General features: G+C 63.0%; 14 protein-coding genes. 5 read left to right on the forward strand and 9 right to left on the reverse strand.

Annotated features, from left to right (window positions below; translation table 11 throughout):
* The first annotated feature begins 69 nt into the window (after window positions 1–69).
* Complete coding sequence (locus H7U37_RS16435) at window positions 70–1116, forward strand: macro domain-containing protein (protein WP_204874156.1); 1047 nt, start codon at window positions 70–72, stop codon at window positions 1114–1116.
* Here H7U37_RS16435 and H7U37_RS05180 read toward each other — a convergent pair.
* Both H7U37_RS05180 and H7U37_RS05185 read right to left on the reverse strand, forming a co-directional pair.
* Entirely contained in the window at window positions 1094–2188 is a 1095-nt protein-coding gene (locus tag H7U37_RS05180; RefSeq protein WP_204874157.1) for a putative NPN-dependent ornithine cyclodeaminase, read from the reverse strand. The genes H7U37_RS16435 and H7U37_RS05180 overlap by 23 nt on opposite strands.
* Window positions 2189–2206: 18 nt before the next feature.
* The gene (locus H7U37_RS05185) at window positions 2207–3829 is read right to left on the reverse strand and encodes an amidohydrolase (RefSeq protein WP_204874159.1); all 1623 of its coding nucleotides are present in this window, start codon (window positions 3827–3829) and stop codon (window positions 2207–2209) included.
* A gap of 298 nt (window positions 3830–4127) precedes the next feature.
* Between H7U37_RS05185 and H7U37_RS05190 the strand changes: the two genes are divergently transcribed.
* Together H7U37_RS05190 and H7U37_RS05195 are read left to right on the forward strand one after the other, a co-directional pair.
* On the forward strand, window positions 4128–5375 hold the full coding sequence (locus H7U37_RS05190; RefSeq protein ID WP_243414241.1) for a M20 metallopeptidase family protein: 1248 nt from the start codon (window positions 4128–4130) through the stop codon (window positions 5373–5375).
* A gap of 3 nt (window positions 5376–5378) precedes the next feature.
* Window positions 5379–6788: a YfcC family protein gene (locus tag H7U37_RS05195; RefSeq protein WP_204874162.1), complete on the forward strand. Its 1410-nt coding sequence runs from the start codon at window positions 5379–5381 to the stop codon at window positions 6786–6788.
* A 3-nt stretch (window positions 6789–6791) separates the two neighbouring features.
* On the opposite strand, the gene H7U37_RS05200 is transcribed toward H7U37_RS05195, so the two are convergent.
* Window positions 6792–7607 carry a class III extradiol dioxygenase subunit B-like domain-containing protein gene (locus H7U37_RS05200; protein ID WP_204874163.1) on the reverse strand — a complete coding sequence of 272 codons (816 nt, stop codon included), beginning with the start codon at window positions 7605–7607 and terminating at the stop codon, window positions 6792–6794.
* 242 nt (window positions 7608–7849) lie between these two features.
* Here H7U37_RS05200 and H7U37_RS05205 point away from each other — a divergent pair, with 242 nt between their 5' ends.
* Window positions 7850–8128 (forward strand): DUF1292 domain-containing protein, encoded by a 279-nt coding sequence (locus H7U37_RS05205; RefSeq protein WP_243414242.1) that lies wholly within the window; start codon window positions 7850–7852, stop codon window positions 8126–8128.
* A 50-nt stretch (window positions 8129–8178) separates the two neighbouring features.
* Here H7U37_RS05205 and H7U37_RS05210 read toward each other — a convergent pair whose 3' ends face one another.
* A complete protein-coding gene (locus H7U37_RS05210; RefSeq protein WP_204874164.1) occupies window positions 8179–8787 on the reverse strand; it encodes a helix-turn-helix domain-containing protein in 609 nt (202 codons plus the stop codon).
* A gap of 137 nt (window positions 8788–8924) precedes the next feature.
* Between H7U37_RS05210 and H7U37_RS05215 the strand changes: the two genes are divergently transcribed.
* On the forward strand, window positions 8925–9815 hold the full coding sequence (locus H7U37_RS05215) for a DMT family transporter (RefSeq protein WP_243414244.1): 891 nt from the start codon (window positions 8925–8927) through the stop codon (window positions 9813–9815).
* A 50-nt stretch (window positions 9816–9865) separates the two neighbouring features.
* Here the strand turns inward: H7U37_RS05215 and bilS are convergent, their stop codons facing one another.
* From bilS to H7U37_RS05240, 5 genes are all read right to left on the reverse strand, one after another.
* The gene (gene bilS / locus H7U37_RS05220) at window positions 9866–10354 is read right to left on the reverse strand and encodes a flavodoxin family protein BilS (RefSeq protein ID WP_204874165.1); all 489 of its coding nucleotides are present in this window, start codon (window positions 10352–10354) and stop codon (window positions 9866–9868) included.
* Window positions 10351–11460 (reverse strand): bilirubin reductase, encoded by a 1110-nt coding sequence (bilR, locus tag H7U37_RS05225; RefSeq protein ID WP_204874166.1) that lies wholly within the window; start codon window positions 11458–11460, stop codon window positions 10351–10353. Before bilR ends, bilS begins: the two co-directional genes overlap by 4 nt.
* Complete coding sequence (gene bilQ, locus H7U37_RS05230; RefSeq protein ID WP_204874167.1) at window positions 11445–11870, reverse strand: bilirubin utilization transcriptional regulator BilQ; 426 nt, start codon at window positions 11868–11870, stop codon at window positions 11445–11447. The genes bilR and bilQ overlap by 16 nt, the downstream gene beginning before the upstream one ends.
* 107 nt (window positions 11871–11977) lie before the next feature.
* Window positions 11978–13411, reverse strand: a complete 1434-nt coding sequence (locus H7U37_RS05235) for an MATE family efflux transporter (protein ID WP_204874168.1) — start codon at window positions 13409–13411, stop codon at window positions 11978–11980.
* Window positions 13412–13489: 78 nt separating this feature from the next.
* Window positions 13490–14043: TetR/AcrR family transcriptional regulator (locus tag H7U37_RS05240; RefSeq protein WP_204874170.1), on the reverse strand; the 554-nt coding region annotated here is incomplete at its 5' end.

Raw genomic sequence — 14043 nt, forward strand, 5'->3', positions numbered from 1 at the left:
CGGAAAAAGAATCCGGTCCCGGCGCGGCGTCCCGGCTATCATAAGAAAAACGCGAGAGGAGCGATGATGATGAGATACTATGAGACGCCCCGCATTTCCATTGACCGGTTTGTGGAGGAATATGAGTTCCTGAACAACTTTTATCCCTGCCGGATGGAGCTGGACAACATCGTCTATCCCAACGCCGAGGCGGCTTATCAGGCCCAGAAATGTACCGATACGGAAGAAAAACGGGTCTTTTCCCAGCTGGACCCCATGGCCGCCAAGCGACGGGGCCGTGCCCTCTCTCCCCCGCCGGACTGGGACCGCGTCAGACGGAGGGCCATGGAGCGGGTATTGCGGGCAAAGTTTCTCCAGAACCCGGAATTGGCGGCGGCTCTTTTGGATACCGGCGACCGTATGCTGCAAGAGGGGAACGGTTGGCATGATCTCTATTGGGGCGTGGACCTGAAAACCGGAGCGGGCGAAAACCATCTGGGCCTGCTCTTAATGGCCCTGCGGGCGGACCTGCGGGCGGGACGTCTCGTTCCGGCGGCCGCCAATCTCTACCACCGCGCCGCCTTTCCCGGTCTGCGGATCTGCCTGGAGGACAGGGACATCACCTGTTCAGACTGTGCCTGCATCGTCAACGCCGCCAACGAGACCTTGTTGGGCGGAAGCGGCGTGGACGGCGCCATCCACCGGGCGGCAGGGCCGGAGCTGCGGGCGGAATGCCGACTGCTGGGCGGGTGCCGCACCGGCGAGGCCAAGCTTACAAAGGGCTACCGGCTCAAAGCCGCCCACGTCATCCATACGGTGGGACCGGTCTACGGCGGTCCGGACGGCGACGAGGCCCTGTCCGCCTGCTACCAAAACGCCCTGGAGCTGGCGGCGGCGCATCACATCCCCACCATCGCCTTCCCCATCCTCTCGGCGGGAAAATTCGGCTATCCCCCCCAAAAGGCCGCGGAGATCGCCGTTGCCGCAGTCCGGCGCTGGCTGGAGGCACATCCGGAATCCCCCATGACCGTCACCTTTTCCTGCGTGCAGCCGGCCCTGTATGCCGCCATGGAAAAGACGCTGTCCCGCCTGGCCCGGCGCGGATCCTCCGCCCTCACATCAGACCCAGTCCCTTGACCACCAGCATGATAAAGTCCTGCACGTTGGTCACAATGGTGGTGGCCGACAGGCTGCCCCGGTCCAGAAGCTTATTGACCACAAACTCATCCGCGTCCACCGTGTAGAGGAACACCGGCCGGACGGTCCCATCCTCCATGACCCGATAGGAGGGGGTCATATTGCCCGTGGCGATGGTGTGGAGCATGGTGGCCAGACAGATCACCGTGGTGGCCTTTTTCACCAGGCCCCGCATGGCGGTCTGGCCCTGGTAGGCGTCTCCGATCACCTCCGGCAGGGGGCCGTCGTCCCGGATGGAGCCGGTGAGGACCAGGGGGACGCCGTGCTTGACGCAGCTGTAAATGATGCCGTCCTGGATGTGATAATCCTGGATGAACCGGGGGATGGAGCCGCTGCGCCGCACCCGGTTGATGACGTCCAGGTGGTGATAATGTCCGTTGGGACAGGAATGCTGGGTATAGATGTCCTGCCCCAGGGCGGTATGGAACATGGACCCCTCCAGATCGTGGGTGGCCAGGGCATTGCCCGCCATCAGACCGTCCACATAGCCGTTTTCCACCATGCACTGCATGGCCCGGCGGGCGTCGGCGTCAAAGGAAAAGGCGGGTCCCATCACCCACAAAATGTTTCCGTGCTCCTTCTCGTAGCGCAGAAGCTCAAAGAGCCGGTCGTAGTCCCGGGCGTAGGAGGTCTCCCGGCTGCGGCCCTGCCGGAACACGAATTGGTCGTCCGGCCGGGCGTCGGGCGCTTCAAAGCCCCTGGTGTGGAGGTAAATGCCCTCCTGTCCGTTCTCCGTCCGGCCCAGGATGACCTTGTCCCCTCCCTTCAGGTTCCGGTTTTCCACCACCCGCAGCACCCCGTCCTCTCCGATGACCACGCTGGCGTCCATACGGCTCTCGCGGGGCAGGACCCACTGTCCGTCGATCTTGAAGTATTCCGGATACATGGAGGTACTGTGGTAGCCCTCCGGCGCCACGCCAGGAAGGGTCACCCGTTCCCACTTGACCTCCGGCGCGTGGGCGAGCTCCGGGCTGGTGAAATCCGGCGCGTGATAGGCAGGAAGTGTAAACATATATGATCTCCTTTACTGTTATTTTTGTGCCGCTTCGGCCCGCTGATAGACGCGGTCGCCGTTGATGTAGGTCTCCTCCACCCGGATCTGCTCCAGCGTTTCCGGGTCTGCCGTCAGGATGTCTCCGCTGAGCACCAAAAAGTCCCCGAAATATCCGGGCGCCAGCACTCCCCGCCGGGGGAAGCCCGCCGCCGCCGCGGCCTCCCTGGTGTAAAGCCGGATGGCGGTTTCCATGTCCACGGCCTCGTCCAGGCCGCAGTCGGTGCCGTCATAGGCCCGCCGGGTAACCGCCAGCTTCAGGCCCGGAATGGGATCGGAGGGCGTCGCCCAGAAGGTGGCGGGCGCGTCGGTAGAAAAGGCCACCGGAACGCCGGCCTTCCGCCACTGGCGGATGGGATAACACTGCCGGGTGCGCTCCGGCCCCAGGTTGTCCACATAGCTCTTGGACTCGGCGTAGAGGAACACCGGCTGGGTGACAAAGGGAATCCCCTTCGCCGCCGCCTTTTCCACACTGTCCCGGCTGGGCTTGGTGGCGTGCTCGATCCGCACATAGGGAATACCGGCCGGGGTCCAGGGCGTCTCCCCACAGACCCGGTCTACCATCCGGGCAATGGCCCGGGCGCCCATGGCGTGGAGGGAGAGCTGACAGCCGTGGGCCTTACAGAAGGACACGGCGGAGTCCAGCAGCCGGTCGTCACAGACGGAAATGCCGTACGCCTCCTCCGAACCCTCGTAGGGCGCGTCCATCCAGGCGGTACGCCCCGAAACGCTGCCGTCGCTGATGAGCTTTAAGCCGGCGGTGAAAATCTGCCTGTCCCGTTGGGCTCTGGCCCCATCCCAGACAAATCCGGGCGCTTGGGAAAAAAAGTCCCACATATAGTAGAGGCCCGCCTGCTGCCGAAACCCTTTGGCCGCCGCCTTTTCATAGATGGGAAAGCAGTCCTTTCCGTCCAGCGTCCCCATATCGCATACGGCGGTGACGCCCTGGGCGGAGAGCACCTTCCCCAGCTCCACCAGGTTGTCCACCTGCGCTTCCTCATCCAGCACCGGCAGCAAAGGCGCGATCAGATTCCGGGCGTTTTCCTTCAAAACGCCGGTGGGCTCGCCGGTCTCGTCCCGCTCGATCTCACCCCCCTGGGGGTCTGGCGTATTGCGGTCGATGCCGGCCAGCCGGAGGGCCATGCTGTTGACGCAGCGGATATGGGCGCAGGTGCGCAGGATGGATACCGGCGCGTCGCTGCATCCCCGGTCCAGGTCGTAACGGGTCAGGGGCCGCTGCTCCGCAAAGGAGTGCTCGTCATAGCCCCAGCCCTCGATCCACTGCCCCGGCTGCTGGACGGCCCGCCGGTTGCGGATGGCCTGTACCAGGTCCTCGATGGAGCATATCTCAGGGGGCATGGCGGTAATCTGCTTGCGAAAGTCCGCCAGCATGACCGGGTGCATATGGGCGTCCACAAAGCCGGGGATCACCCGCCGGCCCTTCAGGTCCACCGCTTCCCCCTCCACGGGCGGCATCTCCCGCCGCGGCCCCACCCACTGGATGACCCCGTCCTTCAAAATCATGCAGTCGGCATATGGCCGGGCGTCGTCGGCGGTAAAAATATCGCAGTGGTAGAAAATACGGAAATGCGCATCGTTCATGCCAGTCTCCTCCCCTTCTCATGGCGCGTACAGAAAAGACCCCCAAGGACTTTCGCCCCTGAGAGTCCACACCGTCTGTAATTAAGTATAGTTCTCCAAAAAAGATTTGTCAATCGGCGTCTTTTTTCAATGATTTTCCACAAAATGTATTGACAAGAAAAAAGAAGTGGTTTTATAACGAATATGTGCGTATAATTATACAACCCGGAAATCACGGAGAGGCTGGGAGCAAACGCTCTCGGCTTTTTTCTATCAAAGGCCGCCCTCAGGCGCGTCGGGAAGGAGCAGCAACATGAGCATGGCAGAAGAAATACGCAGGCGGGCGGAGGAGCTGTGGCCAACCATCGTACAAGACCGCAGATACCTGCACCAAATACCGGAAATCGGTATGGATTTGCCCCAGACATGCGCCTACCTCAAGAAGCGCCTGGATGAGATGGGCATTCCCTGGCAGGTCTGCGGGGGACCCCTGCCCCCGCAGATGACGGCGGATTACATGGCGGCCGGCTTTCCGGAAATGAAGCGGGCGGAGGGGATCACCGCCCTGATCGGCAGCGGCGCGCCCTGCATCCTCCTCCGGGCGGATATGGACGCCCTGCCCATCCGGGAGGAAAACGACTTACTCTTCCGCGCCCAAAACGGATATGGACATATGTGCGGGCACGACAGCCACGCGGCCATGCTGCTGGGCGCAGCGCAGATCCTGAAGGAGCGGGAGGACCGCCTCCCCGGCACCGTCAAGCTGCTCTTCCAGCCCGGCGAGGAGACCGGCGCGGGCGCACGGATGATGGTGGACTGCGGCGCGCTGGAAAATCCCAAGGTAGACGCCGCCTTCGCCCTCCACGTCCAGCCCCTGGAGGAAGCGGGGCGGCTCAGATACAGCATGGGGGTCACCTCCGCCTCTCTGGACACCTACATCATAAAAATCAAGGGCAAAGGGGGCCACAGCTCCATACCTCAGTGCTGTATCGACCCGCTGATGATTGCAAATCAGGTCTATCAGGCGGTCAACCTCCTGGTGGGCCGGGAGACCAATCCCGCCGCCATGGTGGCGCTGACCTGCGGCGTCATGCGGGGCGGCAGCGCGGTGAACATCATCCCCGACCAGGCCGAGCTGCACATCGGCGTGCGCACCCTGGACATGGGGGCGGCGGAGCATCTGGCCAGGCGTATCCCGGAGCTGACGGAGCATTACGTCCGGGCCTGGCGGGGCGATGTACGGATCACCGAATTCCACACCCCCTGTACCTACAGCCGGGAACCCCTGTGCCGGGAGCTGGCGGAGGCGCTGGGCCAGATCGTGGGTCCGGAGCGAATGGCGGTCATCCCGCCCATGACGGGTACCGAGGATTTCGGATACATCACCCGGGAGGTGCCGGGGATGTTCTGCTTCCTGGGGGCGGGGGCCCCGGGCAGTCCGCCGCTGCACAGCCCCAATATGGTGCTGGACGAGCGGGTCCTTTCCCTGGGCGCCGCGCTCTATGCCAATGCAGCCGCTGCCTGGCTGGCCCGCAGGCAAAATTCAGGAGAGGAAGAAGGAACATAACCCATGAAAGCAAGCCGCAAAGCAAACGGGGGCTTCCGGATGCCCCATGTGTTTATCATCCTGCTGGTCATGATGCTGGCTGTGGTGATTCTGTCCTACCTCATCCCCAGCGGGTCCTATACCCGGGTGGTGGACGAGGCCACCAACATCACCGTGGTGGTGCCGGGCACTTTCCAATATGTGGAAAATGAGACGCCCATCACCTTTATGAACTACTTTGAGGCGGTCTACCAGGGCTTTGTCAACGGCGCCTCCATCATGGCCACCTTGTTCATCAGCTCCGGCGTCATCTACCTCCTGGAGGTGAACGGCGCTTTCAGCGCGGGGATCAATATCATCCTGCGCAGGACAAAGGGCCGGGAATTTTCGGTAATTTTCCTCTTTTACAGCATTTTTGTCCTCTTCGGCGTCCTGGGCTTCGGCGAGGCCGCCTATCCCTTCTACCCCTTGGCGGTGTCCATCGGATTTTCCCTGGGCTATGACCGGGTGGCCGGCGCCGGTATGGCCATTGTGGGCAGTACCGTGGGCTTTACCTCCGGCCTCATCAACGTCTTTACCACCGGCGTGTCCCAGCAGATCGTGGGCCTCCCCCTCTTTTCCGGCATCGGCTTCCGGACGGTGGGCCTGGCGGTGTTTTATGTGATCGGCCTGGTGGGCCTCTATCGCTACTGCAAAAAAATCAAGCGGGACCCCTCCCTCAGCATCGTCAGGGAGGAGTATGAGGCCCAGAACGGACAGCAGTCGGACGGAGAAGCGGACATGGAGGAGATGACGCCCGCCCGCGGGCTGGGCCTGCTGGCCTTTCTGGCCGTCATCGTGGTGCAGGGCGTGGGCTGCATCAAGCTCAACTGGTCTTTCCCCCAGATCGGCGCCATCTATGTCATCCTGGGCGTCTTGCTGACCGTGATCTTCCGCATCAATCCCAGCGAGGCCTGCAATCTCTTCTGCCAGGGCGCGCTGCGGGTCTTTGCCGCGGCCTTCGCCGTGGGTCTGGCCCAGTCGGTGGTGGTGCTCATGAATCAGGCCCGCATCATGGATACCATCGTACACGCCATGTCCGTCCTGCTGGAAAACAAGGGGGCGATCCTGGCCCTTCTCATCATCTTCCTGTTTGTGACCCTCTTTAACTTCCTGGTGGTATCGGGCAGCGGAAAGGCGGTCATCATCATGCCCATCCTCCAGCCTCTGGGCGAGCTGCTCAACATCAACCAGCAGATCCTGGTGCTCACCTATCAGTACGGCGACGGCATCACCAACAGCTTCTGGCCGGGCAGCTCCCTGGTGCAGCTCTCCATGTGCGGACTGGACTACGGCTCCTGGCTGAAGTTCTGCTGGAAGATCTATCTCTCCTTCATCGTAAGCGCCTTTGCCCTCATCATGGTGGCCAACGCCATCGGATACGGCCCCTTCTGACCGCTACGCCCGGACAAAGCGGCGGCTTTCCTCCCGCCCGGTGACGCGGAAGAGCGCCACGGCGTATCCCGCCCCGCAGGGGGCCTCATGGCTGAGCAGACGGGGGGCGACGGACCGCCCGTCCAGCGCCCCCGCCATGATCTGAAACGCGCGGAGCCCGCACCCCGCCGCCTGCCGGTCCTCCGGAGGCGTTTCCATGAGCAGTTCCACAAATTCCCCCGACGCCAGCGCCGCCGTTATCCGTTCCTCGCGCTCCGGCGTACTCCCGTCCTCCTCCCGCCGGCGGGCCAGATTGCCGCTGGCCACCAACAGCGCGCGGCGTCCCAGAGCCTCCGCCGCCTCGGCCGCGCATTTTCCCAGCCGGTAATGGGCCGCCGGCCCGCAGCCGGACACCCCGATACGCACGATGGGACAGGTGACCCCCGCTTTGTGGAGAAAGTACAGCGGGACCGTCACCCCGTGGTCCAGCCATCCCGCCTGGGAACCAAAGACGCCGGTTTTGAGTCCCGCCCGCTGGGCCCGGCTGGCGATCACTTCCCGCAGCTGGGTGTCGTATCCGGTCTGGAGCCGGACCTGGGGCGCGCCGAAGTCCGACAGATCCCCCGCCGCGCCGCCCCCTGACGACAGGTGAAAATAATCCTCATATAGGCCCGTATGAGACGAGACCACCATGAGTACGTCCGGCTCCCACCGCGCCGCCTGGGCGGCCACGGCGCGGATGGCGCTCTCGGTGTCAGACAGCGCCCGCTCCCGCCCTCTGCCCACTTCGGGCAGGAGCGCCGGAGGATGGGGCACCAAAATTGCGCCGAGCATCGGCATTGTTCATCACTCCCAATCAAATCCAAACCCGTTTGTTCCCAAACCCGCGGACCGGAACAAGCACTCCTTTTTATTGTACGGTATCATGCTTCCCCTTACAAGGAGGAGCCATTCTATGACAACGCTTTTTGTGCAAAAAATTATCGCTTCTCTTTTGGCGTCCGCCATCTGGTTTTCTCCTTGCAAGGGAATGCGCCAAATGGTATCCTAGGACTATCCCAGAGAGAAAAGGAGGAGTATCGATGGACAATGAAATGGAGATGGACAACATCGTCTCCCTGACCGACGAGAACGGCAACGAAGTCCGCTTTGAATTTCTGGATCTGGTGGAGTATGACGGGGGAGAATACGTCGTACTGCTGCCCGAGGGCGACGACAGCGGCGAGGTGGTGATCCTGAAGCTCATCGAGACCGGCGACGAAGAGACCTATGCCGGCGTGGAGGACGAGGAGATCCTGCACGAGGTTTTCCAGCGGTTCAAGGAAAAGTACAAGGATCAGTTTGACTTTGTAGACGAATGAAAAACGGTCTCCCAAGGGCTTCACGCCCTTTGGGAGACCTTTTTTGTCTGTTAACGGGGCAGGCGCCCCTGGCGGACCACACGCCGCTTCATCAGCCCGTGCCGGTTGCAGCAGAGATAGAGCATCCCGCCCCCCTGGAAGCGGAACCGGCATTCCGCGTTTCCCTCCGGATAGAGCTTCACCAGCTGGAGCTTATCCGAGGTCACATAGGCCAGGAAGGAAATAAAGTGGGTTTTGGTCATGGGGTGCCGGACGGTGACGAAGGTCTCGTCCTCCACCTGCTCCATGGTGATTGCGTGGTCCTCGTCCGCCTCCTCGGCCTCCAGGGCGGGGAGCGACACCCCGCAGCAGCTCACCAGCGCCTCTCCGGTGGCGTGGATCACGTTGCCGCAGATGGGACAGACGTAAAATTTCGCCCGGAGCAGGTTGGCCGACTTGTTCCGGTTGACCACCGTGTCCCCCGAAAGCAGCTCCATCACCGACACCCCCAGCGCCGCCGCCAGCGGCTCCAAAAGCGAGATGTCCGGAAAGCCCTTGGCGGTCTCCCATTTGGATACGGTTTTGCTGCTCACGTCCAGGCGCCGGGCCAGCTCCGCCTGGGTCAGGCCCCGCTCCTCCCGCAGCCGCTTGATGGTGCTGCCCGTTACATATGCGTTCATGTTTTTCCTCCGACTCTTGTTTTTTTGCATCATACCAGCAAACGGCCCGCCGCGCAACCTACGCTTCGTAGACGCCTTGACGCCTTTGCCGCCGGGCCCTATAATAGCCTCAGCGATTTGCGGAAGGAGGAAGGGATTTGGCGGAACAAAAAGACAAAGAGACAGGAAAAAGCCTCCTGTCTCTCCACGCTGCCGTGATGCTCTTTGGTCTTTCCTCGGTGCTGGGGCGGTTTGTGGACGCGCCGGCGGCGGCGGTGGCCGGCGGGCGGGTGGTCTGCTCCTCCCTGGCCTTGCTGCTTCTGGCTCTGGTGAGAAAAGAGCCGTTGCGGCTGCGCACATCCGGAGATCGGAAGCTGGCCATATTTGCCGGCCTGGTGCTGGCCATTCACTGGACCACCTTCTTCCAGTCCATCCAGACCGCCTCGGTGGCCATCGGCACCATTACCTTTTCCACCTTTCCCCTTTTCCTCACCTTCCTGGAGCCTCTCATCTTTCGTGAACCTCTCCGGCTCCGCAATCTGGGCACCGCCGCTCTGCTCCTGGCCGGCATATTCATCACCGTTCCGGAATTTTCGGTGGAAAACCGGACCACTGTGGGAATTTTATGGGGACTGGTGTGCAGTCTGGCCTATGCCGTTTTGTCCCTGGCGAACCGCCGCCTCTCCCGGCGCTATCCGGCCAGGACCATCTGCCTCTATGAACAGGGCACGGCGGCGGCGGCGCTCCTTCCGTTCCTCCTCTTTACGCCGGTCCAGTGGACCCCGCGGACCGTCGCCGGCATTGCCGCCATCGGCTTTTTGTGCACCGCCTTCGCCCACTCCCTCTATGTCTCCGCCCAGCGCAAGGTGAGCGCGCAGACCGCCGGCATCATTTCCGGTCTGGAGACGGTATACGGCATCCTGTACGCCCTGCTCTTTTTGGGGGAAGTGCCCAGCCTCCGGGAAATCGCCGGCGGGCTGGTCATTTTAGGCGCCGCCCTGGCCGCCTCCCTCCGCCCGGCGAAGGAGCGGCCTCAACACGCAGCATAAAACACTCCGCCCCCCGGCAAAGTGTTCGTCTTTGCCGGGGGGCTTTGCCTTTACTCCTTTGGACCAACGGCCCGCCGCAGGCCCTCCAGATCCGCCTGGTCCGGGTGGCTCAGCGCCCGGTCGAAGTTGTCCAGCAGCATCTGCCGCTTGCCGCTCTCCTCCATGGCCTCGTAGCGGCGGCGCACGCCGGCGGGCATCCTGCCCTGGCACATATAGCGGCCGATCACGCGGGCTCCGGCGGGCAGCGTCTCCTCTACCCGGCGCAGAATCTGCGCAAAATACTCCGGCGCGCCGCCAAAACCGGCGGTGCCGAACAAAAAGACCTGCTGATTGGTCACAGTGCGCAAAAACGCGGCGGTCTCCCCGTCACAGGTGCCCTTATCGGTCCAGAAGCCCACATAGAGCACCTCCGCCTCCAGCGCCCGGGCGTCCGGCCCGCCGCAGTAGAGGCAGTCCTCCGGGGGCAAAGTCTCCTTCAGGGTCTGGGCCAAACGGCCGGTATTGCCGGTCTTACTGCTGTATACAATGGCGTATTTCATAACTCGTTCCTTTCATAAATACAGGAAACCCCCCGATGGGCCAGCATCCCGCCCAGGCAGGCCCGGTTGCAGCGCACACAGCGCCGGATGGCTTCCGTGTTTTTACCCAACACCTTGTTGGGCCAGTTGGGGTCGGCGATGAGCTGGCGGCTCATGGCGGCGCACTGGATGCGCCCCGTCCGCAGCTGCGCCTCGATAAAGTCCGGGTCGGTCAGTCCGCCCACGCCGCAGATGGGCTTGTCGGTCAGCGCCCGCACCCGGTCGCACAGGGGCAGAAAGCAGCCCTCCCCGCCAAACGCCGGGTGAGCGGCGGGCGGAATGGTGTCGCTCAGGTCGCCGTGGTCGGCCAGGGTCACATGGAAGCTGGTGACACCGGCCGCCTCCAGCAAAGGCACAAAGACCGGCAGCTCCTCTTCGGTCACCCCGGCGTTTCCGTAATGGGGCGCTTCCAGACGGACGGCCAGCTTATAGTCGATGGGCAGGTCCGGCGCGCACGCCCGCACCGCCTCCACGGCCTCCACCGCAAACCGGACCCGCTCCTCCGGTCCGCCGCCGTAGCCGTCGGTCCGATGGTTGAACAGCGAAGAGCTGAAACTGCCGCACATCCGGTCGCCGTGGACCTGCACCATGTCAAAGCCCGCCTGCCTGGCCAGCGCCGCCGCCGGGCCAAAGGACCGGGTGATCTCCCGCACCTTACGGGCCGGCAAGCCGGTAATATAGGGCCCCACAGCCTCGTTGAGCAGGGTACGCAGCTGGGACTTGGAGATGCGTCCCGTCATCAGTCCGGGCAGATGGCGGACCATGGCCTTCCAGTCGGCGTCGGACTGGTGGAGCTGGGCGCAGAGCATACAGCCCTCCTCATGGACCGCGTCGGCCAGACGGCGGAACCAGTCAAAGCCTTTTCGATGATAGAGCGAGGGACCGAAGCCCCCCTTTCCCACCGGCACATCCCCCACGATTATCATGGCGCAGCCGCCGGCGGCAATGGCGCGCAGACGCTCCAGCTGGGTCTCCGGGGGAAGGCCCAGGGTGGTGGGCGCGAAAATCACCCGGTTTTTCAAGGTCAGTCCGCCGTAATCCAGGGGACTCGTCAGGTATTGGTACATTTCTCTTGTGTGCCTCCTTGGGCCGCCTTATCCAGCAGGGACATCAGCTGCGCCCGCTCCTCCGGCGTCAGTGGGGCCAGGTGCTCCCTGTCCCAGTCAAAAAAGACCTGATGACTCACCGCGAAGGCCGCCGCGCCTTTTTCGCTCAGCGCCATGCGGTAGGCCCGGCCGGATTTTTCCCGGGTCAGAAAGCCGTCCTCCACCAGCTTGAGGATGCTGCGCTGGGAGTAGCCCCAGTCCAGCCGGAGATCGGCCGTCAGCTGGGCCTGGGTACAGCCTGGATGTTTTCCCACATAGAGGATGAGGAAAAGGGACCCGAAATGCAGCCCCAATTCTTGCAGCCGGCTGCGGGTCAGGTCCGCAAAGCTGCGGTAAAACACCGTCGCCCGGTAGGCGAAGGTATCAAACATGGGCTTCACCTCTTTTCTTGACTTTGTCAAGTATATACAGTTTACTTGATAAAGTCAAGTCCAAATCAAAAAAACCGTGCCGGTCCCAAGGACCGGCACGGCGTCCGTCAGGGGATGCGTAGCTCGGCCAGCCGCCGGCGGCAGAGGCGCAGCGTCAGCGCCGCCGCCGCGCAGCAGCCCACCCCCTCCGAAATGGGAAAGGCCAGCCACACCAGAGTGTCCGCCCCCGCCAGCCGGGAGAAACACCAGGCCAGAGGCAGCACCACCAGAATCATCCGCAACAGCGAGATGAGCAGGGAAGAAAGACCGCTGCCCAGCGCCTGACAGGCCCCTTGCAGGGTGATGTTGGCCCCTGCAAAGAAAAAGCCCACGGTGATGATGCGCAGCGCCGTGACGCACAGCGCCACCGCCTGGTCCGAGAGGGAAAAGCACCGGACAATGGGCCCGGCCCAGCATTGGAGCAGCAGGAGCCCCGTCCCCATGATGACCGACGCCACCACCAGCCCCCAGCGGATGGCCTGCCGGATGCGCTTCTCCTGCTTTGCCCCGTAATTGAAGGAGATGATGGGGATGGAGGCGTTGTTCAGGCCGTATACCGGCATAAAAATAAAATTTTGCAGCTTGAAATACACCCCGTAGGCAATGACCGCCGTATCCGAAACGCCGCTCAGGATCAGATTCATCCCATAGGTCATCACCGAGGTCAGCGACTGCATCAGGATCGCCGGTCCCCCCACCCGGTAAATCTCGGCAATCACCGCCCGCCGGGGCCGCAGCAGGGACGGCCGGAAGGGGATCTCCCGGTTGTACCGGAAGTGGAGGAATACCACCACCCCAAAGGCGGCCCACTGCCCGATGACGGTGGCCACCGCCGCGCCGGTCACCCCCATGGCAGGGGCCCCCAACAATCCGAAAATCAAAATGGGGTCCAAAATGAGGTTGGTCACCGAGCCCACCAGCTGGCCCGCCATGGCGGCGGTGGTCTTGCCCGTGGCTTGCAGCAGTTTTTCAAAACACATATAGCCGATGGTGCCCGCCGAACAGACGGTGACGATGCTCAGATAGGAAAAAGCAAACTCCAGCACCACCGGGTCGGCGGTCTGGCTCTCCAGATAGGCCCGGGCGCCCAGCAGGCCAAAGAGCAGCGCCGCGCCGTAGTAGCACAGGCTCACCGCCATGGCGTTTCCGGCGATGCGTCCCGCCTGCTCCGGGTCCCCTCTCCCCAGACTCTTGGAGAGCGAGGCGTTGACCCCCACGCCGGTCCCCACCCCCAGGGCGATCATCAGCATCTGGATGGGAAAGGCCAGGGTCAGGGCGTTGACCGCCCGGTCTCCGGCCTGAAGCACCTGGGCCGTATCGGGAATGTAGGAGACAAACAGACTGTCCACCACGTTATAAAGGGCCTGGACGATCATGGAGAGCATCATGGGCACCGCCATGGTGAGGAGCAGCCGCGGCACCGGCATGGTCCCCATCTTGTTCTCACCTTCGGACGGACGGCCCTCTCCCGGCCGGACCCTCCCGCTTTTTTCCCCTCTCACCGCTGTCCTCCTTGTAAAACACACAAAAACGCCCCATTTCTTAGCGGGTATCCCGGCTAACAAATGGGGCGTTGCTTTTTATTCCGGTTGGGCCGCCTCTTCCGCCGGCGCGGGATTGGTAATGGCGTGGAGCAGCATCTGGCAGCCGTGGCGCAGAAATACGTCCCGGTCCACCTCCAGCGTCTGGCCCAGGTAGGCGTCCCGCTGACTGGCCATGCGCACTATGCCCTCCAGCGCCGACCAAAACAGCAGCACCAGCTCTTCCGCCCGCAGATCCAGCCGGATCAGGCCCTCCTGCGCGCCCTGACGGAGAAAATCCGCCAGCAGCTGGCCGATGGACCGCCGTACCCGCAGAATGTCCCGCACCTCCTGGTCCAGATGGGCGTCCTCCTGCAAACCCGCGCCGCCGTTCACCAGCACGCCGCAGGCCTCCGGCCGCTCTCCATAGTAGCGCACCACCGCCGCGCACATGCCCTCGTACGCCTCGTACCAATTGGCGGCGGTGTCGATGGCCTCCTGCAATTTGCGCTGGAGCAGCACCAGGCCGCTGAGGAAAATCGCGTTGATGATCTCCTCCTTGCTCTGGAAATAGACATAGAGGGTCGCCTTGCTGTATTCCGACTCCCGGGCGA

It is taken from the genome of Pseudoflavonifractor phocaeensis, assembly GCF_016901735.1.
GTDB lineage: Bacteria > Bacillota > Clostridia > Oscillospirales > Oscillospiraceae > Pseudoflavonifractor_A.